20 protein-coding genes and 1 riboswitch are annotated in these 22747 nt (G+C 69.7%); of the genes, 8 read left to right on the top strand and 12 right to left on the bottom strand.

The window, feature by feature from the left end:
* Window positions 1-110: 110 nt before the first annotated feature.
* Window positions 111-392, top strand: a complete 282-nt coding sequence (locus tag OG870_RS33845; protein WP_107907491.1) for an HPr family phosphocarrier protein — start codon at window positions 111-113, stop codon at window positions 390-392.
* A 139-nt stretch (window positions 393-531) separates the two neighbouring features.
* Here the strand turns inward: OG870_RS33845 and OG870_RS33840 are convergent, their stop codons facing one another.
* The 4 genes from OG870_RS33840 to OG870_RS33825 form a co-directional block, all read right to left on the bottom strand.
* Entirely contained in the window at window positions 532-1227 is a 696-nt protein-coding gene (locus OG870_RS33840) for a GntR family transcriptional regulator (protein WP_266522555.1), read from the bottom strand.
* 189 nt (window positions 1228-1416) lie between these two features.
* On the bottom strand, window positions 1417-2181 hold the full coding sequence (locus OG870_RS33835; protein WP_266522553.1) for a M23 family metallopeptidase: 765 nt from the start codon (window positions 2179-2181) through the stop codon (window positions 1417-1419).
* Between the two features lie 12 nt (window positions 2182-2193).
* Window positions 2194-2356, bottom strand: a riboswitch (cyclic di-AMP (ydaO/yuaA leader).
* 201 nt (window positions 2357-2557) lie between these two features.
* Window positions 2558-3946 (bottom strand): M16 family metallopeptidase, encoded by a 1389-nt coding sequence (locus OG870_RS33830; protein ID WP_266522550.1) that lies wholly within the window; start codon window positions 3944-3946, stop codon window positions 2558-2560.
* Entirely contained in the window at window positions 3943-5337 is a 1395-nt protein-coding gene (locus tag OG870_RS33825; RefSeq protein WP_266522547.1) for a M16 family metallopeptidase, read from the bottom strand. The genes OG870_RS33830 and OG870_RS33825 overlap by 4 nt, the downstream gene beginning before the upstream one ends.
* 318 nt (window positions 5338-5655) lie before the next feature.
* Between OG870_RS33825 and OG870_RS33820 the strand changes: the two genes are divergently transcribed.
* Window positions 5656-8112, top strand: a complete 2457-nt coding sequence (locus tag OG870_RS33820; protein ID WP_266522544.1) for a DNA gyrase/topoisomerase IV subunit A — start codon at window positions 5656-5658, stop codon at window positions 8110-8112.
* Here OG870_RS33820 and OG870_RS33815 read toward each other — a convergent pair.
* Complete coding sequence (locus tag OG870_RS33815) at window positions 8109-9188, bottom strand: CobW family GTP-binding protein (protein WP_266590422.1); 1080 nt, start codon at window positions 9186-9188, stop codon at window positions 8109-8111. The two genes, OG870_RS33820 and OG870_RS33815, sit on opposite strands and share 4 nt — an antisense overlap.
* 322 nt (window positions 9189-9510) lie before the next feature.
* On the opposite strand from OG870_RS33815, the gene OG870_RS33810 reads away from it, so the two are divergent.
* On the top strand, window positions 9511-10077 hold the full coding sequence (locus OG870_RS33810) for a DUF6082 family protein (RefSeq protein ID WP_266522540.1): 567 nt from the start codon (window positions 9511-9513) through the stop codon (window positions 10075-10077).
* Window positions 10078-10132: 55 nt separating this feature from the next.
* On the opposite strand, the gene OG870_RS33805 is transcribed toward OG870_RS33810, so the two are convergent.
* Together OG870_RS33805 and OG870_RS33800 are read right to left on the bottom strand one after the other, a co-directional pair.
* Entirely contained in the window at window positions 10133-10372 is a 240-nt protein-coding gene (locus OG870_RS33805; protein ID WP_266522538.1) for a hypothetical protein, read from the bottom strand.
* Between the two features lie 323 nt (window positions 10373-10695).
* Complete coding sequence (locus OG870_RS33800) at window positions 10696-11859, bottom strand: citrate synthase/methylcitrate synthase (RefSeq protein ID WP_266522536.1); 1164 nt, start codon at window positions 11857-11859, stop codon at window positions 10696-10698.
* 153 nt (window positions 11860-12012) lie between these two features.
* On the opposite strand from OG870_RS33800, the gene OG870_RS33795 reads away from it, so the two are divergent.
* The 4 genes from OG870_RS33795 (at window position 12013) to OG870_RS33780 (ending at window position 16772) form a co-directional block, all read left to right on the top strand.
* Entirely contained in the window at window positions 12013-13275 is a 1263-nt protein-coding gene (locus OG870_RS33795) for a citrate synthase (protein ID WP_266590420.1), read from the top strand.
* 89 nt (window positions 13276-13364) lie between these two features.
* Window positions 13365-14345: a sucrase ferredoxin gene (locus tag OG870_RS33790; RefSeq protein WP_266522531.1), complete on the top strand. Its 981-nt coding sequence runs from the start codon at window positions 13365-13367 to the stop codon at window positions 14343-14345.
* A gap of 61 nt (window positions 14346-14406) precedes the next feature.
* Window positions 14407-16095, top strand: a complete 1689-nt coding sequence (locus OG870_RS33785) for an ATP-binding protein (protein ID WP_266590418.1) — start codon at window positions 14407-14409, stop codon at window positions 16093-16095.
* Window positions 16092-16772 (top strand): response regulator, encoded by a 681-nt coding sequence (locus OG870_RS33780; protein WP_266522527.1) that lies wholly within the window; start codon window positions 16092-16094, stop codon window positions 16770-16772. The genes OG870_RS33785 and OG870_RS33780 overlap by 4 nt, the downstream gene beginning before the upstream one ends.
* A gap of 55 nt (window positions 16773-16827) precedes the next feature.
* On the opposite strand, the gene OG870_RS33775 is transcribed toward OG870_RS33780, so the two are convergent.
* From OG870_RS33775 to OG870_RS33765, 3 genes are all read right to left on the bottom strand, one after another.
* Complete coding sequence (locus OG870_RS33775) at window positions 16828-17889, bottom strand: ABC transporter substrate-binding protein (protein ID WP_266522525.1); 1062 nt, start codon at window positions 17887-17889, stop codon at window positions 16828-16830.
* Window positions 17890-17976: 87 nt separating this feature from the next.
* Window positions 17977-18855 (bottom strand): ABC transporter permease, encoded by an 879-nt coding sequence (locus tag OG870_RS33770; protein ID WP_266522523.1) that lies wholly within the window; start codon window positions 18853-18855, stop codon window positions 17977-17979.
* Window positions 18845-19660, bottom strand: a complete 816-nt coding sequence (locus OG870_RS33765) for an ABC transporter ATP-binding protein (protein ID WP_266522521.1) — start codon at window positions 19658-19660, stop codon at window positions 18845-18847. Before OG870_RS33765 ends, OG870_RS33770 begins: the two co-directional genes overlap by 11 nt.
* Before the next feature lie 160 nt (window positions 19661-19820).
* On the opposite strand from OG870_RS33765, the gene OG870_RS33760 reads away from it, so the two are divergent.
* Window positions 19821-20513, top strand: coding sequence for a response regulator (locus tag OG870_RS33760; protein WP_266590416.1), 693 nt, complete (start codon window positions 19821-19823; stop codon window positions 20511-20513).
* Window positions 20514-20587: 74 nt separating this feature from the next.
* On the opposite strand, the gene OG870_RS33755 is transcribed toward OG870_RS33760, so the two are convergent.
* Together OG870_RS33755 and OG870_RS33750 are read right to left on the bottom strand one after the other, a co-directional pair.
* On the bottom strand, window positions 20588-22180 hold the full coding sequence (locus OG870_RS33755) for a solute symporter family protein (protein ID WP_266522517.1): 1593 nt from the start codon (window positions 22178-22180) through the stop codon (window positions 20588-20590).
* On the bottom strand, window positions 22177-22743 hold the full coding sequence (locus OG870_RS33750; RefSeq protein WP_266522515.1) for a DUF485 domain-containing protein: 567 nt from the start codon (window positions 22741-22743) through the stop codon (window positions 22177-22179). The genes OG870_RS33755 and OG870_RS33750 overlap by 4 nt, the downstream gene beginning before the upstream one ends.
* Between the last annotated feature and the right edge of the window lie 4 nt (window positions 22744-22747).

The raw sequence follows: 22747 nt of genomic DNA, 5'->3' as shown, positions 1-22747 counted from the left end.
GGCCGCGGTCCGACGACCCGCCCCGGACGGGACGAAGGACCGCTCCGGACATGCTTCACGTTGTGGGAAACTGGTCTAGACAACCCTGAGACTCTGAAGGGCAGCATCACATGGCTGAGCGCCGCGTCAACGTCGGCTGGGCCGAGGGCCTCCACGCCCGCCCCGCATCCATCTTCGTCCGGGCCACCACGGCCGCAGGTATCCCCGTGACGATCGCCAAGGCCGACGGCAACCCCGTCAACGCGGCCTCCATGCTGGCCGTCCTGGGCCTGGGCGCCCAGGGTGGCGAGGAGATCGTCCTCGCCTCCGACGCCGAGGGTGCGGACGCCGCACTCGACCGTCTGGCCAAGCTGGTCTCCGAAGGTCTCGAGGAGCTCCCCGAGACCGTCTGATCACGGCACCGCAGAAGGGCTCGTCCGAATTACCGGGCGAGCCCTTCGCATTTCTTGTTCCGAGACCGTGGAATTCTCGATCGCGGGCAGCATCGATAAACCCCCGCGAATTCTCTTGTCTTTGTATACGGCGCCCGTGTTAATGACGCAGGCTCGACATGTTTACGGCATGTTGCGAGTTCCTCACACGGTCGGCGCGATCGGCACCGGGGGCGAATCGCAGCCGGTGCACCCCGCTGGAACGCTCGGTGTGCAGCGTCGTGACCGCCCGCGCGCGCTCGCTGTCGCCGCGGGCCACGGCGTCGACGATCGCGCCGTGCTCCGCCCAGGACTCCACGGGGTCGGCGGGCGCCTCCACGGCGTACATCCAGGCGATCTTGTGGCGCAGCTGGGTCAGCATCGAAGTCAGCGCGGGGCTGCCGGAGGCCTGGGCGAGCGTCTCGTGGAACCAGTTCCCCAGGGAGCGCAGATCCTCGCTGTTGCCCCTCCTGGCCCGCTCCTGGCCCAGTCTCACCAGGCCGCGCAGGACCTTGAGATGGGCCTCGGTGCGCCGCTGGGCGGCCCGTGAGGCACCGAGCGGCTCCAGGAGCATGCGCATCTCCAGCAGGTCGGCGGCCTCCTGCTCGGTCGGTTCCGCCACGCAGGCGCCCGCGTGCCGTCGGGTCACCACGAAGCCCTCGGCCTCCAGCGTGCGCAGGGCCTCGCGGACGGGAACGCGCGAGACGCCGTAGCGGCGGGCCAGAACTTCCTCGGTGAGGCGGCCGCCACGCTCGTGGACACCGGCGACGATGTCGTCCCGGATCGCCGTGCACACCGAGTGCGCCGGAATACGCATGACCGACCTCCGACTTAATCCCCGTGAAACGTCGATGATTGACGTGTGTTCCGTGACTCTATTGCACAGAGCCGGAATTTCCGACGGGAGGCCGGAATCCATGGATATTTTTTGGACAGCAGGGCTACGGAAAACGGCGAAACCCCGGCTGGTGGAGCCGGGGTTTCGCCGTTGTCCTGCGATCCGTCGTCAGACGTTCACGCCGTGCGAGCGCAGGTAGGCGACGGGGTCGATGTCCGAGCCGTACTCGGCGGTCGTACGGGCCTCGAAGTGCAGGTGCGGTCCGGTGGTGTTGCCGGTCGCGCCGGAGACGCCTATCTGCTGCCCCGGGGTGACCGTCTGGCCCACCGAGACACCGATGGACGACAGGTGGCCGTACTGGGTGTACATGCCGTCGTGCATCCTGATCACTATCTGGTTGCCGTAGGCGCCGCCCCAGCCGGTCTCGACGACGGTGCCGGCGCCGACCGCGTGGACGGTCGTGCCGCTCGCGGCGTGGAAGTCGATGCCCGTGTGGCTGCCGGAGGACCACAGGGAGCCGCCGGTCTTGTAGCCCGTCGAGACGTACGAGTTCGAGATCGGCGCGACGAAGGTGTTGAGGCGCTTGCGCTCTGCCTCGCGCGCGGCGCGCTCCTTGGCCTCGCGCTCCGCCTCGGCCTTCGCGGCGGCCTTCTTGCGCGCCGCCTCCAGGGCCGCCTTCTTGCGGGCGGCCTCCTCGGCGGCCTGCTTCTGGGCGTCGGCCTGGGCGTCGATCTTGTCGGCGATCGTGTCGCCGATGGTGATGACAGGGTTGAGGCCGGTCTGCTCGACGGAGCTCTCGGCGGCGAGGGCCGGAGCGGCCTGGGCGCCGACGACGCCGGTGGCGGCGAGAGCCGCGACCCCTGCGGCGCGGGTGGTGGTGCGGTGCATCCGCGTGGGACGACGGTGCTTCCCGGTGGCGCGCGTGAACGCCATGTGGTGGCTGTTCCTTTCCTTCCCTCTCGCCTACCGGGTTAGCTGACGGGTTCGGAGCAGGAAGGTCTCCTACGGACCCCCTCGCTGGGCGCGGGCGTCCGATTCACCCCAGGGACTGCGGTGGGTCCCCGGCTCCCCTGGCTCGCGCCATAGGGGGACTCGGCGATGACTGTCCGGTGCCGCGGATGCGGCGCTGTGCCTGACGGACAGACCGGATGACGCTAAGCGGGGCGACTTTCAATTCCCAAACGGATCACGCGTTTTGTAGTGCATGCCACAGGTCAGACAGGCAACCTCTCCCCCAATTCGGACATTAGGGGGCCCTGGTGACTCATCAGTCACCAGGGCCCCCACGCGCGTGGCGCCGACCGGTCCTCTACTCGGCTGCCACGACGGTGACTTCGCCGATCCCCAGGGCCTCGACGGGCTCCTTGATCTCGGCCGCGTCACCGACGAGGACGGTCACCAGACGGTCCACGGGGAAGGCGCTGACGGCCGCCGCGGTGGCCTCCACGGTGCCGGTGGCGGCGAGCTGCTGGTACAGCGTCGCCTGGTAGTCGTCCGGCAGGTGCTGCTCGACCTGGTCGGCCAGCGTGCTCGCCACGGCCGCCGCGGTCTCGTACTTCAGCGGCGCCACCCCGACGAGGTTCTGTACGGCGACATCGCGCTCGGCGTCGGTGAGGCCGCCCTCGGCGAGCGTGCGCAGCACCTTCCAAAGGTCGTCGAGCGCCGGGCCGGTGTTCGGGGTGTCGACGGAGCCGCTGATCGCGAGCATCGCGGCGCCGGAGCCGTCCGGGGCGGACCTGAGGACCTGGCCGAACGCGCGCACACCGTAGGTGTAGCCCTTCTCCTCGCGCAGGACGCGGTCCAGACGGGAGGTGAGGGTGCCGCCCAGGCAGTACGTACCGAGCACCTGCGCGGGCCACACACGGTCGTGCCGGTCGCGGCCGACGCGTCCGATGAGCAGCTGCGTCTGGACCGAGCCGGGACGGTCCACGATGATCACGCGCCCGGTGTCGTCGGCGGTGATCGGCGGTACCGGACGGGACTCGCCCCCGGAGCCCGTCCAGGCGCCCAGGGTCTCGCCGAGCAGCGCGTCCAGGTCGATGCCGGTGAGGTCGCCGACGACGACGGCGGTGGCCGTGGCGGGCCTGACGTGCCGGTCGTAGAAGGCGCGTACGGCCGCCGAGTCGATCTTCTCGACGGTCTCCTCGGTGCCCTGGCGCGGGCGCGACATGCGCGAGGTCGCCGGGAACAGCTCCTTGGAGAGCTCCTTGGCGGCTCGGCGGGAGGGGTTGGCCAGCTCGTGCGGGATCTCGTCCAGGCGGTTGCGGACCAGCCGCTCGATCTCGCTGTCGGCGAAGGCGGGTGCCCTGAGGGCGTCGGCGAGCAGACCGAGCGCCTTGGCGAGGCGGGAGGCCGGCACTTCGAGGCTCAGGCGCAGACCCGGGTGGTCGGCGTGCGCGTCGAGGGTGGCGCCGCAGCGCTCCAGTTCGGCGGCGAAGTCCTCGGCGGAGTGCTTGTCGGTGCCCTCGGAGAAGGCCCGCGCCATGATCGTGGCGACGCCTTCGAAACCGGCCGGCTCGGCCTCCAGGGGCGCGGCCAGGAGCACCTCTACGGCGACGACCTGCTGGCCGGGGCGGTGGCAGCGCAGGACGGTCAGGCCGTTGCCGAGCGCGCCGCGCTCCGGGGCGGGGAAGGCCCAGGGCCTTGCCTCGCCGGCCTGGGGCTGCGGGTGGAACTCCATCGTGGTGAGCTCGGTCACTTGGCCGCCTCCGTGGTGTCGTCGCCGGCCTCGATCGTGGCTTCGGCCTCGGGGTCCTGCGGGGGATCGGCGTCCTCGGCGGTCTCTCCCGCGACGGGCTCGTAGACGAGCACCGCGCGGTTGTCGGGCCGCAGGCGGGCCTTGGCGACCTCCTGGACCTCCTGGGGTGTCACTTCCAGGACGCGCTGGACGGCGGTGAGGGCGAGCTGCGGGTCGCCGAACAGGACGGCGTAACGGCACAGTTCGTCGGCGCGGCCCGCGACCGTGCCGAGCCGGTCGAGCCACTCGCGCTCCAACTGGGCCTGCGCGCGCTCCATTTCCTCGGCGGTGGGGCCCTCCTCGGCGAACCGGGCGAGCTCCTCGTCGATCGCGGTCTCGATGACCGGCACCTCGTAGTCACCGGAGGTCTTCACGTCCAGCCAGCCCAGGGAGGGCGCTCCGGCCAGCCGCAGCAGGCCGAAGTTGGCCGCGACGGCCGTACGGTCGCGCCGTACGAGACGGTTGTAGAGGCGGGAGGACTCGCCGCCGCCGAGGACGGTGAGTGCCAGGTCGGCGGCGTCCGCCTCGCGCGTGCCGTCGTGCGGCAGCCGGTAGGCCGCCATTAGGGCGCGCGCGGGCACCTCCTCCTTCACGACCTCGCGCAGCTGGCTGCCGATGATCTCGGGCAGCGAACCGTCCCGGGGTGCGGGCTTGCCGTCGTGCGAGGCGATGGACCCGAAGTACCTCTCGACCCAGGCGAGCGTCTGCTCCGGGTCGATGTCGCCGACGACCGACAGGACCGCGTTGCCCGGCGCGTAGTACGTGCGGAAGAACGCGCGCGCGTCCTCCAGGGTCGCCGCGTCCAGGTCGGCCATCGAGCCGATCGGGGTGTGGTGGTAGGGGTGGCCCTCGGGGTAGGCGAGGGCGGTGAGCTTCTCGAACGCCGTGCCGTAGGGCACGTTGTCGTAGCGCTGACGGCGCTCGTTCTTGACGACGTCCCGCTGGTTCTCCATGGACTCGTCGTCGAGGGCGGCGAGCAGGGAACCCATGCGGTCGGCCTCCAGCCAGAGGGCGAGCTCCAGCTGGTGGGTGGGCATGGTCTCGAAGTAGTTGGTGCGCTCGAAGCTGGTGGTGCCGTTGAGCGAGCCGCCCGCTCCCTGCACCAGCTCGAAGTGCCCGTTCCCCGTGACCTGTCCCGAACCCTGGAACATCAGGTGCTCGAAAAGGTGAGCCAGGCCGGTGCGTCCCTTGACTTCGTGGCGTGAGCCGACGTCGTACCAGAGGCAGACCGCCGCGACCGGGGTCAGGTGGTCCTCGGAGAGCACCACGCGCAGGCCGTTGGCCAGGCGGTGCTCGGTCGCAGTCAGGCCCCCGGTGCCTGCCTGGTCTGTGGCCGTGTGACCCATGGGCATGTACGTCCCTTCGATCGCGGATGCGGTGCTTCGAACCGCGGTTTTCCTGCCGGTCCTGCCACTGTATGCAAGCGTGCGGATCGTCGGCGAAGTTCCCGGACGACATACGCCCACAGCGGATCGCGTAACCTGCGGGCAGCCTCAGCGAGGTTGACCCCCGCGCGCCGGCCGGACCGCCGACACCGGGTCCTGGCAGGCGTTGTCAGTGCCGCGGTCCACAATGGTCGCGTCAGATCCTGTTCACGCTTCAGCAAGAGTGAGCCGAAGGGGACGTGAGCGACCCGTAGGCGAGCGCCCAGAAAAGAGGAGCCGGCAGCGATGGCCCGCCGCAGCACGAAGACCCCGCCGCCCGACGATTCGTACGAGGAGAAGATCCTCGACATCGACGTCGTCGACGAGATGCAGGGCTCCTTCCTCGAGTACGCGTACTCGGTCATCTACTCCCGAGCCCTGCCCGACGCCCGCGACGGTCTCAAGCCGGTGCACCGCCGCATCGTCTACCAGATGAACGAGATGGGGCTGCGCCCCGACCGCGGCTATGTGAAGTGCGCGCGCGTGGTCGGCGAGGTCATGGGCAAGCTGCACCCCCACGGCGACGCGTCGATCTACGACGCCCTGGTGCGCATGGCCCAGCCCTTCTCCATGCGCGTGCCGCTGGTCGACGGCCACGGCAACTTCGGCTCGCTGGGCAACGACGACCCGCCGGCCGCCATGCGCTACACCGAGTGCCGCCAGGCCCAGGCGACGAGCCTGATGACGGAGTCGATCGACGAGGACACGGTCGACTTCACGCCCAACTACGACGGCCAGGAGCAGGAGCCGGTCGCCCTGCCCGCCGCCTTCCCGAACCTCCTGGTGAACGGCTCCTCGGGCATCGCGGTCGGCATGGCGACGAACATGCCCCCGCACAACCTCGCCGAGGTCATCGCGGCCGCCCGGCACCTGATCCGCTTCCCGAACGCGGATCTGGACACGTTGATGAAGTTCGTACCGGGCCCCGACCTGCCCACCGGCGGCCGCATCGTCGGCCTCGCCGGCATCCGGGACGCCTACGAGTCGGGCCGCGGCACCTTCAAGATCCGCGCCACGGTGGAGATCGAAACCGTCACGGCGCGCCGCAAGGGCCTGGTCATCACCGAACTGCCCTTCGCGGTCGGCCCCGAGAAGGTCATCGCCAAGATCAAGGACCTGGTCGGCTCCAAGAAGATCCAGGGCATCGCCGACGTCAAGGACCTCACCGACCGCGCGCACGGCCTGCGCCTGGTCATCGAGATCAAGAACGGCTTCGTGCCGGAGGCCGTCCTGGAGCAGCTGTACAAGCTGACGCCGATGGAGGAGTCCTTCGGCATCAACAACGTCGCCCTGGTGGACGGCCAGCCGCTGACGCTGGGTCTCAAGGAGCTCCTGGAGGTCTACCTCGACCACCGCTTCGAGGTCGTACGGCGGCGCAGCGAGTTCCGCCGCACCAAGCGGCGCGACCGTCTGCACCTGGTGGAGGGCCTGCTGACCGCCCTCGTCGACATCGACGAGGTCATCCGGCTGATCCGCTCCAGCGAGAACTCCGCGCAGGCCAAGGAGCGCCTGATGGAGCGCTTCTCCCTGTCGGAGGTCCAGACCCAGTACATTCTGGACACCCCGCTGCGCCGCCTCACCAAGTTCGACCGGATCGAGCTGGAGTCGGAGAAGGAGCGGCTGAACGCGGAGATCGCGGAGCTGACCCGGATCCTCGAGTCGGACGCGGAGCTGCGCAAGCTGGTCTCCACCGAACTGGCCGCGGTGGCCAAGAAGTTCGGCACCGATCGGCGCACGGTCCTGCTGGAGGCGTCGGGCGCCCCCGCGGCCGCCGTACCGCTGCAGGTCGCGGACGACCCGTGCCGGATCCTGCTCTCCTCGACGGGCCTGCTGGCCCGCACGTCGAACGGCGAGCCCTTCGGGGAGGACGCCGACGCCCGGCGCGTGAAGCACGACGTGATCGTCTCGGCGGTCCCGGCCACGGCTCGCGGCGAGATCGGCGCGGTGACCTCCTCCGGCCGCCTGCTGCGGATCAACGTCGTCGACCTCCCGCAGCTCCCGGACACGGCGTCGGCGCCGAACCTCGCGGGCGGAGCACCCCTGTCGGAGTTCATCTCCCTGGAGGACGGCGAGACGGTGGTCTGCCTGATCACGCTCGACGAGTCCTCCCCCGGCCTCGCCCTCGGCACGGAACAGGGCATCGTCAAGCGTGTGGTCCCCGACTACCCGTCCAACAAGGAGGAGTTGGAGGTCATCACGCTCAAGGACGGTGACCGGATCGTCGGCGCGATCGAGCTGCGCACCGGCGAGGAGGACCTCGTCTTCATCACGGACGACGCACAGCTGCTGCGCTACCAGGCCTCCCAGGTCCGTCCCCAGGGCCGTCCGGCGGGCGGCATGGCGGGCATCAAGCTCACCGAGGGCGCGAAGGTCATCTCCTTCACGGCCGTCGACCCGGCGGCGGACGCGGTCGTGTTCACGGTCGCGGGCTCGCGCGGCACGCTCGACGACTCGGTCCAGACGACGGCCAAGCTCACCCCGTTCGACCAGTACCCGCGCAAGGGCCGCGCCACCGGCGGCGTCCGCTGCCAGCGGTTCCTGAAGGGTGAGGACTGCCTGTCCCTGGCCTGGGCGGGCCCCGTCCCTGCCAAGGCGGCGCAGAAGAACGGCACCCCGGCCGACCTCCCGGAGATCGACCCGCGCCGCGACGGCTCGGGGGTGTCCCTGGCGAAGACGGTGGCGGTGGTGGCGGGACCCGTCTAGGCCTCGGGATCCAGCTCCGCCGGACCCCTCTCCGGATCCTGTACGTAGCGCAGGACGCCCCACATGCCGTGCTCGTCGGCGGCGTGCGGGGCGTGGCGCGCGCACTCCTCCAACTCCTTGCGGAGGGCGGGCGCGTCGATGCCGGAGCCGATGACGACGAGCTGGGTCCGACGCTTCTCGTCGGGCGCCCAGGGCTCCGGGTAGAACCGCAGGAACGGCCCCACCGCGTGGACGGCGTACCGGTTCTGGAGGTCGTACGCCCCGAAGTCGACGTACCCCTTGATCCGGTACAGGCCTTCGGGCCTGCTGTCGAGGAACTGCATCAACCGGCGCGGGTCCATGGGCACGTCGGAGCTGACGGACACACTGTCGTAGGCGGCGTGCAGATGGTCGGAATGGTCGTGCTCGGCGTGAGCGTCACGGTTCTCGAGATCGTCGAAGGACAGCTGCCCGACGCGTTCCTGGCTCGGCCGGCAGTCGAAGAGGAACTCAGGGTCGACGCGCGCGTATGTCGCGGGCACGACGGCGGCACGGTCGGCAAGGGACCGAACGAGTGCGAGGACCCTTTCCCCGTCGGCGGCCCGGTCGAGCTTGTTGACGACGACGAGGTCGGCGAGAGCGAGATGCCGGTCCACCTCGGGATGCTTCGCGCGGGTGTCGTCGAACTCGGCGGCGTCAACGACCTCGACGAGGCCGCCGTACACGATCCCCGGATGCTCACTGGCCAGCACCATGCGCACGAGTTCCTGCGGCTCGGCGAGGCCGCTCGCCTCGATGACGACGACGTCGATGCCGGCGGCGGGCCGGGCGAGCCGCTCCAGGTACACATCCAGCTCACCGGTGTCGACGGCACAGCACAGACAGCCGTTGCCGAGGGACACGGTGGAGTCCCCGAGCGCACCGGCGACGGCCATGGCGTCGATCTCGATGGCCCCGAAGTCGTTCACGATCGCCCCGATGCGGCTGCCGCCGCTGCGGTGCAGGAGGTGATTGAGAAGGGTGGTCTTGCCGGAGCCCAGGAATCCGGCGAGTACGACGACCGGGATCTGCCGGACGCCGTGGCTCGGCTGACTCAATTGTGCGACCTCTCTGACACCGACGCGTGCACCGGATCGCGCTCCCGGCGCACGCACGAGGATTGAATGCCGGACCAGGATACGAGCCGGAACAATCACTGCGAAGTGAACGATTGTTAGCAGCACTTGCGGGGCAGACGTTGGGGAAGGCGCCGGAGTGTGCGACCCTCGCTTCCCTCCGTGCGCCGCCTCTCCGCCTCCCTGCCGATCAGAGCCGCTCGGCATCCTGGGAGACGGCAAGCGCCGCCCACCGCTCGCCGGTCCCCCACAGTCGACCCGCACCCCGACGACCGGCGGACGGCCGCCTGATTCGGGGGTTGACATGACCACACAGAACTTTCGGACGCGGGGACTGAGGTCCGCCGCCGCAGTCGGCATCGGCGTAGCGGCGGGCGTCCTCGCCACACTGGCGGCGCGGCGCCACGCGCTTGAGTCGCTGCGCATACGCCTGGACCATCTGGAGCGGAGCGCACACACGCAGCAGGACGCCAACCTCGCCACCCAGCAACGCCAGCACTGGGAGTTGCTGAGCAAGGCAATTGACGATCCCGAACTCGCTGAGGTGCTGGACCTCTACGAGGCCTCCGTCTCCCCCAAACAGCGCCGGCAGTATCTCTTCGCCAACGCGCTCTACACGAACCTGCTCTTCTACTACCGCATCGGGAACCTGAGCAAGGACGAGTTCTTCAAGCACGTACGGGGGATGTTCCAGAACCCGATCGTGAGGGAGTACTGGTACACCACTCAGCAACAGCGGGCGAGTCTCGCGGACACCGACGAAGCGGAACTCGGTCTGCTCGTCGACGCTCTGCTGCAGCAACTCGAGGAGGCCGACACCGAGGAGTGGTGGGTGGTGGGCGAGTCGCCGGGCGAACCGGGTGGGCCATGACGTCCAGGACCGGCCCGGAGCGGTACCGCTCGGGCCGACCCTCCCTGCCCCAGGGCTAGGCGTCCGGAATATCCGCCTTCGCCTTCACCAGGGTCTCGCGGGAAATCACGACAATGCGCTCATAGTCAGCACGTGCCGCATCAGGCGGAAGCATGGATTCCAGTGAATCGGTCATATCCGTGCCGATTATGGCGAAATTCCCATCTGCCAATTCGAAGATATCGGGGCATGTCGCCCCGTTGGTGCTACCTCGATGGCGTGGAGCGACGCCAAGGCGGCGGACGATCTGACTCACTGTCAAATTCCCTTTGATCTCAGGCACACACAAGGCACGCAAGCGCCTGCGCACGCTGAGGCACGTGCGCGGTGGCATCCTTGCAGTCCTGAGCGCAAACTCGATCTCCGACCCCACCGCATGGCACGAGCAGACCACCCGGGCAGACCACCGACGGTGCGCACCGTAGTCAACTCTCCTCAACCTCTGCGGGGTGCGCCCATTTATGGCTTCGTTATCACCGATTGGTGTGAGTGCCGCTCACAGGTCGAATGAACGCCCCCAAGAGTGATGGAAGTCGGCGAAGTCCGCATCACAGCCCCATAGCCAGACAAGAATGTCCATCAAGCCGCCGGCACCGCCACCGGCGCCCCCGGCCCCACATACCGCGCCACCGGCCTGATGATCTTCGAGTCCTCCGCCTGCTCCAGGATGTTCGCGCTCCAGCCGACGACGCGCCCCGCCGCGAACGTCGGGGTGAACATCTCCCGCGGCAGACCGCACTGCTCCATGACGACGCCCGCGTAGAACTCGACGTTCGTGTGCAGCTCCCGCCCCGGTTTCAACTCGGCCAGGATCGCCTCGACATGACGCTCGACCTCCACGGCGAACTCCACGCGCGGACCTCCGAAACTCCGGGCCACCTCGCGCAGCATGCGGGAACGCGGGTCCTCAGTCCGGTAGATCGCGTGACCGAAGCCCATGATGCGGTCGCCTGCGAGGACCCGTTCACGGATCCAGGGCTCGATGCGGTCAGGGTTACCGATCGCGTCGAGGGTGTCCAGCGCACGGCTCGGCGCACCACCGTGCAGCGGACCGGACAGCGCCCCCACGGCCCCGACGAGGCACGCGGCCACGTCCGCTCCCGTCGACGTGATGACCCGCGCCGTGAAGGTTGATGCATTGAAGCCGTGGTCAATGGTTGAAATCAAGTACTGCTCGACCGCCCTGGCCCGCCTCGGGTCCGGCACCGAACCGGTCAGCATGTAGAGGTAGTTGGCCGCGTAGGACAGGTCGCTCCGGGGCTCCACCGGCTCCAGACCCCGGCCCAGCCGGTGCAGCGCCGTGAGCAGCGTCGGTACGGCCGCGGCCGCCGCGAGAGTGTCCCGGCGGCGGTCGGCCGCGTCGAGGTCGTACACCGGCCGGAAGCCCTTGGCCGCGCCGAGCAGCGACAGTGCCGTGCGCATGCCGGCCAGCGGGCCGGACCGTCCGCTCGCGGCGGCGATGGCGGGCAGGGCCGCGCGTACCTCGTCGGGCAGCTTCCGCAGGGCCGCCGTCTCGGCGGTGAAGGCCGCGCGCCGCGTGCCGTCCGGCAGCTCGCCGTGGACCAGGAGATACCAGACGTCCTCGAAGCCGCGGCTTTGCGCGAGCTCGACGGCCGAGTACTGGCGGTAGTGATAGAAGCCCTCGATCCCGCGGACGTCCCCGATCTCGGTATCGGTGACGACGACACCGGCGAGCCCGCGCGGCACGTCGATGGTGGCGGTTGCTGACCTGTTGACGGACATGATTCCTCCCTGGACTTGATCCCTCTCTGGACTTGATCCCTCCCTGGGATTGATTCGACTGTCCATGCTTGACTGTATTGCTGTCAATGTTGATTGGATCAATATGCATCAATCTCAGGAATCCATATATCGTTATGCCGATACGGTGATGCCATGCGCGATCAAGAGCCCTCCGCCAGCCGCTCCGAGCAGCGGCTGACCACAAAGGAAGCCGCCGAACTGCTGGGCGTGAAGCCCGAGACCGTGTACGCGTACGTGAGCCGCGGCCAGCTCGGCAGCCGACGCGTGCCCGGCGGCCGGGGCAGCACCTTCGACGTCAAGGAGGTGGAGACGCTCGCCCGGCGCAACAGGCGGGAGAGCAGCGGGACTTCGGCATCGGACGGTGAGCTCTCGGTCCGGACCCGCATCACGCTCATCGAGCCCGACCGGTACTACTTCCGGGGCGTCGACGCCGCTGAACTGGCCACACGCCACTCCTACGAGGAGGTCGCGGAGTGGCTGTGGACCAGCCGGATGCGCCCGGGCATCGAGTTCACGGCACCCGAAGCCTCCGTCGCCGTCGCCCGCCGTGCCGTGGGCGCGCTGCCCGAACACACCGGGCCGACCGACCGGTTGCGGGTCGCGGCGATCGCGGCCGCGGTCGCGGACCCGCTGCGCTTCGACCTCTCCGAGGACACTGTTCTCGGCACAGCACGCACCCTCATCCCCACCCTCGTCGCCGCCCTGCCTCCGGTCCGGCGCGGCCATCGCGACGAGGGCCCACTGGCCCGGCGGCTGTGGGCACGGCTGAGCGGACGGGAGGCGGACGAGGCCTCGCTGCGCGTGCTGAACACCGCGCTCGCCCTACTCGTCGACCACGACCTCGCCGCCTCGACCCTCGCGGTGCGTGTCGCCGCCTCGGCCCGCGCCCACGCCTACGCGGCCGTCTCCGCCGGCCTCGGCGTGCTCGAAGGCCCCCTGCACGGGGCGGCCAGCGGGCTCGCCCACCGGCTGCTGCTCGACGTGCTCGAAGAGGGCGACGCGGCCCCCGTGATCGCGGAGGAGCTGCGGGCGGGCCGCCGCATTCCGGGACTCGGCCACCGGCTCTACCCTCGCGAGGACCCACGCGCGCGTGTCCTGTTCGGCCTCCTGGAGGAGATCCCCGGCGCCGCACCCGCCCTCGCCGCGGCGCGCGACGTCGTGGCCACCACCGCCCGCCACACGTCACTGCACGCCAACGTCGACCTGGCCCTGGCGGTCCTCACCGCCTCCTCGGGCATGCCCTCCACGGCGGGCGAGACGATCTTCGCGGTGGCCCGTACGGCGGGCTGGATCGCCCACACGCTGGAGGAGTACGGGGAACGCCCGCTGCGCATGCGCCCGACCGGCCACTACGTCGGTCCGAGGCCGCCCCAGCCGCTGCCGTCACCGGAATAGGACACGGCCGCACAGGACACCGGTCGGTCGCACGGGACACGACCGTGACTGGAAGCCACCGCGAGCCAAGTCAGGTTAGGCTCACCTCTGTGAGTACGTGCTCGACCGTGTCCCGGGAGCTCGACGAGCCGATCTCGGGAACCGCGGCCACCGCGAGGACCTGGCTGCTGCTGGAGCAGCCGGGCCCCTGGGGCGCCAACGCGCTCACGTCGAGCCATCTCGATCCGGCGGTCGGCCGCGCGCTGGAAAACGCCGCGAAGGACACGGGCGTACGCATCGCGCTCATCCGACGTCCGGGGCGGCACGCCGACTACGGCACGCCCGCCGCACGGCAGGTGTACGCGGCCCACACGGTGCCCGGCAAGGCTTGGCTGCACTCCGCCACGGCCTGCGATCCACGGACCCTGCTCGACCTCGACTTCGCCGCGCTCGGCCGGGGCGATCACACCACCTTCGACTCGGTGCTCGAAGCCCGGCCCCACACCGGTGACCCGCTCGCCCTCGTCTGCACCAACGGCAAGCGCGACCGCTGCTGCGCGCTGCTCGGCCGACCGCTCGCGGCCGAGCTCGCCTCCTCCGGGGTGGAGGGCGTCTGGGAGGTCACTCATCTGGGTGGCCATCGCTTCTCGCCCACGCTGCTCGTCCTGCCGTACGGATACGCGTACGGCCGCGCCGAGGCCCACGCCGTCAAGGAGATCCTGAGCGGCGCCCAGGAGGGCCGCATCGTCGTGGAAGGGTGCCGCGGGGGATCCGCCTGGGAGCGGCCGGGCCAGGCGGCCGAGCTGGCGGTGCGCGCGGCAGCGTGCGAGTTCGCGGCGGGCGCCCTGAGCGTCGTACGGACGGACGGGACCGCGCCGCTCTGGCAGGTGACCGTCGCCCACACGGACGGACGCCGGTGGCGCGTCGAGGTGGCGCAGGGAGCGTCCCTGCCGCCCCGCCCGGAAAGCTGCGGGACGTCGGTTCTGGGCTCGCCCGCGCGCATGGAGGTCCTGGCGGTGCATGACGAGGACGGCCGCACTCGTGAGTTGACCCGGTCGGTCAACGCTTCGACCTGCTTGTCCATCCATTGATCAAGAGATCCATGCCACACCCCCTTCGGCGGTTCCGGCAGGTCCACGTACCGTCGTGGGTATGAGCCGCACTCCCCCCGCACGCCGCCTGCGCCTTGGCCTGCCGAAGCGGGTGTTCTCGCAGGTACTGCTGATGCAGGTGGTGATCGCCGCGGGGGTCGCGGTGCTCGCGACCGGACTGTTCCTGGCCCCGCTGAGCAAGCAGCTGGACAACGAGGCGATGCGCCGCGCCCTGGCCATCGCCGAGACGACGGCCCAGGATCCACACATCGCCGAGGGGGTACTGACCACCCCGCCGACCAGGACCGGCCCGGTGCAGAAGGAGGCCGAGCGGATCCGGCGCGCCACCCACGCCGAGTACGTCGTGGTCCTGGACCGGCACAAGGTTCGCTGGTCGCACCCCACGGAGTCGGAGATCGGCCACATCGTCTCCACCGACCCCACCGACGCCCTGGCCGGCAAGCACGTCATGGAAATCGACAAGGGCACCCTGGGCCGGTCGGCCCGCGGCAAGGTGCCTCTGCGGGACTCCGAAGGCAAGATCATCGGGGCAGTCTCGGTCGGGATCAAGTACGACAGCGTGCGGGCCGAGCTCATCGGCGCGATCCCCGAACTGCTCGCGTACGCCGGCGGCGCCCTGGCCGTCGGTGCGCTGGCCGCCTGGGTGATCTCCCGGAGGGTCCAGCGGCAGACCCGTGACCTGGCTTTCTCGGACATCTCGGCGCTGCTCGCGGAGCGCGAGGCGATGCTGCACGGCATCCGGGAGGGCGTCGTCGCCCTGGACCGCGCCGGCCGCATCCGCCTCCTCAACGACGAGGCGCATCGCCTGCTGAGCATCGACGACGAGGCCCTCGGCCGCTCCCCCGACGAGGCGCTCGGCGAGGGACGTACGGCCGACATCCTGGGCGGGCGCGTGACGGGCACCGACCTGCTCACCGTCCGCGGGCAGCGCGTCCTGGTCGCCAACCGCATGCCCACCGACGACGGCGGCGCCGTGGCCACCCTGCGCGACCGCACCGAGCTGGAGCAACTCGGCCGGGAACTCGACTCGACGCGCGGCCTGATCGACGCCCTGCGGGCCCAGGACCACGAGCACGCCAACCGCATGCACACGCTGCTGGGGTTGCTCGAACTGGAAATGTACGACGACGCCGTGGACTTCGTCGGTGAGGTGGTCGGCGACCATCGGGCCACCGCCGAGCAGGTCACGGAGAAGATCCAGGATCCGCTGCTCGCCGCGCTGCTGGTCGGCAAGGCCACCGTCGCGGCAGAGCGCGGCGTGGCCCTCTGGGTCTCCGACCGGACACAGCTCCCGGACCGGCTGATCGATCCCAGGGGGCTCGTCACGATCGTCGGGAACCTGGTGGACAACGCGCTCGACGCGGTCGCGGGCACCCTCCACGCGCGCGTGGAGATCGAGTTGCACGCCGAGGGACGTACCGCCGTCCTCAGGGTGCGCGACACGGGCCCCGGAATCCCTGCGGAGCAGCGCGAGTTGGTCTTCACCGACGGATGGTCCACGAAGGAGCCGCCCGCGCACCGCAAGCGCGGCATCGGGCTCTCCATGGTCCGCAGGCTCGCCGAGAGGCAGGGCGGCAGCGTTTCGGTCGACGAGGCGCACGGCGGCGGCGCGGAGTTCACCGTCGTCCTGCCGGAGGCGCTGACCGAGACGGAGTCGACGCTGGAGCCGGCGCTGGAGCCGGCCCTCAGCGCAACCGCGGACATGCCCGCCGAGGAGGAGTCGCGATGATCGAGGTCCTGGTCGTGGACGACGACACCAGAGTCGCGCGGGTCAACGCCGCCTACGTCGAGAAAGTGCCGGGCTTCCACGTCGCCGGCGAGGCGCACAACGCGGCCGAGGCACTGCGTCAGGTGGAGTCGCTGCCCCGTCTGGATCTGGTCCTCATGGACCACTATCTGCCCGACGACACGGGCCTCGCGGTGGTCCAGGAGATGCGCCGCCGCGGCCACCAGACCGACGTGATCATGGTGACGGCGGCCCGCGACGTGGCGACGGTGCAGGCCGCGATGCGGCACGGAGCGCTGCAGTACCTGGTCAAGCCGTTCGCCTTCGCGGGCCTGCGCGCCAAGCTGGAGGCGTACGCGCAGTTGCGCCGCACGCTCGACGGCGGCGGCGAGGCGGAACAGGCGGAGGTGGACCGCATCTTCGGCGCCCTGTCGGCGTCTTCGGAGCCGGGGCTGCCCAAGGGGCACTCCCCCACCACCGCGGAGCTGGTGCGTCAGTCCCTGATGGGCGCCGAAGGCCCGCTGTCCGCCCAGGAGATCGCCGACCGGACGGGTGTGAGCCGCCAGACCGCCCAGCGCTATCTCAAGCTCCTGGAACGCACCGGACGGGCCCGGCTCACCCTGAAGTACGGCGACGCGGGCCGCCCTGAACACCGTTACGTGTGGGCGACCCGCGCCTGAGGGCACGGCCGGTGGGGGCGGGGGAAGGGGCCGCACCCTCCTGGTGGATACGGATTCAGCCCGCGGCCTTCTCCACGAACTCGGTGGTGAACGTCTTACTCAGGTCCACCTTGGCGTTCTTGATGTTGGGGTTGAACGCCTTGAGCACCTTCTCGACGGTCTCGGGGCCGTCCTTGGGCATGACGCCGTCGTCGGTGAACATCGGCAGCGTGCTCTCGATGGCCGCGGCGTAGAGGAGCTTGTTGCCCTGCGAGTAGTCGGCGGGCATCTTCGCCGCGATCTGGCTGGAGCTGTGTGTGGACATCCACTTGAGCGTCTTGACGAATGCATTGGCCAACTTCTGGACGGTGTCTCGGTGACTGTTGACCCAGTCCGTCTGCATGTACAGGCTTGACGACGGGTACGGACCGCCGAGAGCCTCCTGGGAGCCCTCCGGAGTCCGCATGTCGAGGAGGACCTTGCCCGCCTTCTTGTCCAGGATCGTGGCGACGGTCGGGTCGGTCGTCATTCCCCCGTCGATGGCACCCCTCTGGAGCGCCGAGATGAAGGTCGGTCCCGCTCCGACGGCGACGGGCGTGAAGTCGCTGACCTTCACCCCGTTCTTGACGGCGAGGTACTTGGTGAGGAAGTCGGTCGACGAACCGAGACCGGTGATGCCGAGCTTCTTGCCCTTGAAGTCCTTGGGCGACGTGATGTCGCCGGCCGCCTTCGTGGAGACGATCTCCACCTCGCCGGGCGCATGCGAGAACTGCACGACGGACTCGATGGCCTTGCCCTTCGTCTGCAGGTCGAGGGTGTGGTCGTAGAAGCCGACGGCCCCCTGGACCTGCCCGGAGACGAGCGCTGTCTCGGCCTGGACACCGGCGGGCTCGCTCAGCAGCTCCACGTCGAGACCCTCGGCGTCGAAGTAGCCGAGCCGCTGGGTGAGCATCGCGGGCATGTAGATCACCTTGTCCAGGCCGCCGACCATGATCTTGACCTTCGTGCCCTTGCCGTCCCCCTTGCTGCCGGAGCCGCTGGACGCGGTACTGGCCGCGTCGTTGGCACAGGCGGTGAGGGAGGAGAGGGCGAGCAGACCTGCGGCGGCCAGGGTGGTGTATCTGACGGGCTTGCGCATGACGGGTTCACGTCCTTGTGAGAGGGCGGTGCGGGGAGCGGAGAGGACAGGAGAGGCGGCTCGGGAGGAGAGGCGGCTCGGCCGGGTTCAGCTGTCGGAACCCGCCGGCTTCCACCGGAAGATGCGGCGCTCGGCGAAGGTCAGCAGTCCCTCGGCGGCGAGTGCCACGACGGCGAGGATGACCATCGCCGCGTACACACCGGCCGTGTTGAAGGTTCCCTGCGACTGCGAGATGAGCAGGCCGACGCCCTTGGTCGCGCCGATGTACTCGCCGACGATGGCGCCGATGAGGGCGAAGCCGAAGCTGACGTGGAGGCTGGTGAAGATCCACGAGGTCGCGGAGGGCACGACTACCTGAAGCGTCACCCTGCGGTCGCTCGCGCCGAGGATCCGGGCGTTCGCGACGAGGTTGCGGTCGACCTCGCGGGCGCCCTGGAAGGCGTTGAAGAAGACCGGGAAGAAGACCAGGACGACGGCCGACGCGACCTTGGAGGCGGGGCCCAGGCCGAACCAGATCATGAAGATCGGAGCGAGGACGATCCTGGGTATCGAGTTGAGCACCTTGATGTATGGACCAAGGACATCGGCGAGGAAGGTGATCCGCCCCAGCGTGATGCCGAACACGACACCGGCGATCACACCGAGGACCCAGCCGAGCAGCGCCTCGTACAGCGTGTACCAGATCTGCTCGCCGAGGGACCCGATGGCGGTCCCGTGCATCACCCAGGTGTGGATCTGGTCCCAGATCTTCGAGGGCATCGAGAAGTTGAACGGATCGATGACCTTGGTCCGGGCGAGCACCTCCCACAGACCGAGGACGGCGACCAGAAGCAGTACCCGGGCGGCATTGACGACGATCTTGCGTCTACGGGCCGCACGCGCGCGTGAGTGTGCGCGGTTCGTCTTGTTGCCTGGCTCGGTCACGTCCGGCGCGACCTGGGCCTCGGGCATGACGTCAGGCGACATGGGCGGCACCCCTCTCACGGGTGATCCGGACCTCTTCGCCGAGGGACTCCCAGATCTCGCGGTAGATCTCGATGAACCGCGCCTCCAGGCGCACGGACTCGACCTTGCGCGGCCGGGGCAGGTCGATGTCGAAGACCTGCTTGACGGTGGCGGGGCCGGCCGTCATCACGACGACCTTGTCGGCCAGCGCGATCGACTCCTCCAGGTCGTGCGTGACGAACACGACGGAGGCGCCCGTGCCGGCCCACAGCTCCAGCAGTTCGTCCGACATCAACGCCCTGGTCTGCACGTCGAGCGCCGAGAAGGGCTCGTCCATGAGCAGGATCTCGGGGTCGTTGACGAAGGTCGCGGCGAGCGCGACGCGCTTGCGCTGACCGCCGGAGAGCTGGTGCGGGTAGCGGTCCTCGAAGGCCGAGAGGCCGACCCGGGCCAGCCATTCGCGCGCCTTCTGCTTCGCCTCCGCCTTGGGCACGCCACGGAAGCGCGGGCCCGCCATGACGTTGGACAGGACGGTTCGCCAGGGGAAGGTGGCGTCCTGCTGGAAGACGAAACCGACCTTGTCGCCGACGCCGTTCACCGGCTCACCGGCGACCAGGACCTCACCCTCGGTGGGTTCCTCCAACCCGCTGACCAGGGTCAACGTGGTCGACTTACCGCAGCCCGTAGGGCCGACGACCGCGACGAACTCGCCGCGCCCGACCGTGAGGTCCAGCTCCCTCACGGCCGTGTGCAGACCCCCCGACGGGGTCCTGAAGATCTTGCTCGCGCCCCGGAGCTGAATGGCGGGGCTGGTGTCTGCGCTCATGGCCGGGGACGGTAGGTGTGGCAAGGGGCACGGCAGCAGCCTTGTGAGCGCATGCCGTTCTTTTGCTTGCAACAGCCTGTTGTGCTCGTTTTGCTCGCGCTACAACTGCGGAGCCGAACACGGGCCTGAGGCCCGCCTGGCCTTGACAGAAAGAGGCCCGATGATTGACGTCCTGGTCGTGGACGACGACTTCCGCGTCGCCGAGATAAACGCCAAGTACGTGGGAAAGGTTCCCGGTTTCCGGGTCGCCGCCCGCGCACACAGCGCTGCCCAGGCTCTGGCCAGTGTGCAGCGCGGGTCCATCGACCTGGTCCTGCTCGACCACTACCTGCCCGACCAGACGGGCCTCGATCTCGTCCACCGCATGCGGGAGCAGGGGCACGGCACGGACGTCATCATGATCACCGCGGCCAGCGACGTGACAACCGTGCAGGCCGCGATGCGCCTCGGAGCGCTGCACTATCTGGTCAAGCCGTTCACCTTCGCCGCCCTGCGCACCCGCCTCGACTCGTACGCCGCCCTGCGCCGCACCGTCGATCGGGTCGGCGGCCGCGGCATCGCCGGCCAGGACCAAGTGGACCGGATCTTCGGCGCGCTGCGCACCGCCCCGGCCACGTCGTCACCGGGCCTGCCCAGCGGCCAGTCGGAGCCGACGAGCGACCTCATATGCCGCGTACTGCACCACGCAGACCACCCGCTCTCCGCCCACGAGGTCGCCATCGAGACCGGCCTGAGCCGCTCCACCGCCCAGCGCTACCTCCGCAACCTCGAACAGACCGGCCGCCTCCGCCTCACGCTGAAATACGGCGACACAGGCCGCCCGGAACACCTCTACGCATGGGTGGCCCCGTAACCCGAAGCCACTTGGGCCACCCCGCCGCTCGACCAGCAGCCCGTTGTGCCGTACGACGACGGGGGCGGCAGTCCCTACACCGCTCCCGCTCCAGTCAGCGCCCGCACCTCGGTCTCCGCGTGCTTGGCCTCGTCCGGGATCTCGGCGGAGGTGACCGTACCGAGCCAGCCGGCGAGGAAGCCCATCGGGATCGACACGAGGCCGGGGTTCTGAAGCGGGAAGTACTGGAAGTCGACGCCCGGGAACAGCGATTCCGGACCGCCCGAGACCACCGGCGACAACATGACAAGACCCAAGGCGGGGATCAGCCCGCCGTAAACCGCCCACACGGCGCCGCGGGTGGTGAAGTTGCGCCAGAACAGCGAGTACAGCAGGACCGGGAGATTCGCGGACGCGGCGACTGCAAAGGCGAGGCCCACCAGGAAGGCGACGTTCAGGTCACGGGCCAGCAGGCCGAGGGCGATCGCGACCACGCCGATCCCGACCGAGGCGATCCGCGCCACGGCCACCTCGCTGCGCGGCTTGGCGTGGCGGCGCCGCAGCGACGCATACAGGTCGTGGGCCACGGACGCCGAGGAGGCGAGTGTGATTCCGGCGACCACCGCGAGGATGGTGGCGAAGGCCACGGCGGCGACGATCGCAAAGAGAACCGTTCCTCCTGTGGAACCGGCTCCGCCGCCCAGGTTGAGCGCCAGGAGCGGAACCGCCGTGTTCCCGGCCGCGCTCGACCCGCGTACCGCCTCCGGCCCCACGATCGCGGCCGCGCCGAAGCCGAGGACGATCGTCATCAGGTAGAAGCCGCCGATGAGCCCGATCGACCAGAGCACCGAGCGGCGGGCGGCCCGGGCCGTGGGCACCGTGTAGAAACGGGACAGGATGTGCGGCAGCCCCGCCGTGCCCAGCACCAGGGCGAGCCCGAGGCTGATGAAGTCGAAGCGGGCGGTCCAGCCTCCGCCGTACTTGAGTCCCGGTGCCAGGAACGCGTCGCCGTGACCACTGCGCTCGGCCGCCGTCAGCAGCAGTTGGTCGAAGTCGCCGTGGAACCGGAGCAGGACGAGCACGGTCAGCGCCACCGTACCGGCGAGCAGGAGAACCGCCTTGACGATCTGGATCCAGGTGGTGGCCCGCATCCCTCCCAACGACACATAGATCACCATGAGCGCGCCGACGCCGATGACGGTCCAGGCTCGCGCGGCTCCGCTCGTCCCCCCGAGCAGCAGTGCGACCAGGCTCCCCGCGCCCACCATCTGCGCTACCAGATAGAGAACGGACACGGTGACCGAGGAAGTTCCCGCCGCGATCCGAACGGGTCTCTCGCTCATCCGCGCCGCGACCACGTCGGCCAGCGTGAACCGCCCGCAGTTGCGCACCAGTTCGGCGACGAGGAAGAGCACCAGCAGCCAGGCGACGAGGAAGCCGACCACATACAGCAGCCCGTCGTATCCGAAGAGCGCGATGAGCCCGGTGACACCGAGGAAGGACGCGGCCGACATGTAGTCGCCCGCGATGGCAAAACCATTCTCCATGGGCGAGAAGAGGCGCCCGCCCGCATAGAACTCCTCCGCCGAGCCACGCCGGTTGCGGCTCACCCATGTCGTGATCGCCAGAGTGACGGCGACGAACGCGCTGAACAGAAACAGCGCCAGCGTCTGGTGGTTGCCCGTCACAGCGCACCACCTCGTACGCCCCGTGTCAGTTCCTGGGTGTCCCAGCGCAGTTCGAGCGCGGCCCGGTCCCTGCGCAGCCGCGCATGCCGGGCGTATGCCCATGCGAACAGGAACGTCGTGAGGAACTGCCCGAGCCCCGCGAGCATCGCCACGTTCACGGCGCCCGCCACGGGATGCGCCATCAACCCGGGTGCGCTGGTGGCGGTCACCACGTACCCCAGATACCAGACGAAGAAGACGATGACTCCCGGCACCACGAACCTGCGGTACCGGCTGCGCACTTCCTGGAACGCCGCGCTGCGCTGCACCTCGAGATAGACCTCGGCCGCAACGGCTGCCCCGTCTTCGCCCGCCCGCCGCTCAGAACCGGCCTCGGGCACCGGCACCTGTCCGCCGAGGCCGTCCAACTCGCCCCATCCGGAGGCAAGTGCGTCGTACCACGGGTCGTCGTATCTCACGCCCCCGGGCGCCTCGGCGAAGGACGTCTCGTGGTCCTCGCGGTGCTCGGCCGAACCATCGCCGCCACCCCCGCCTCCGCGAGGACGGCCATTGCTTGACTGCATGCCC

This window comes from Streptomyces sp. NBC_00461 (genome assembly GCF_036013935.1).
Taxonomy (GTDB): Bacteria; Actinomycetota; Actinomycetes; order Streptomycetales; family Streptomycetaceae; genus Streptomyces.
The sequence above is the reverse complement of the archived record's forward strand: the minus strand, read 5'-3'. Positions and strand labels throughout refer to the sequence as shown.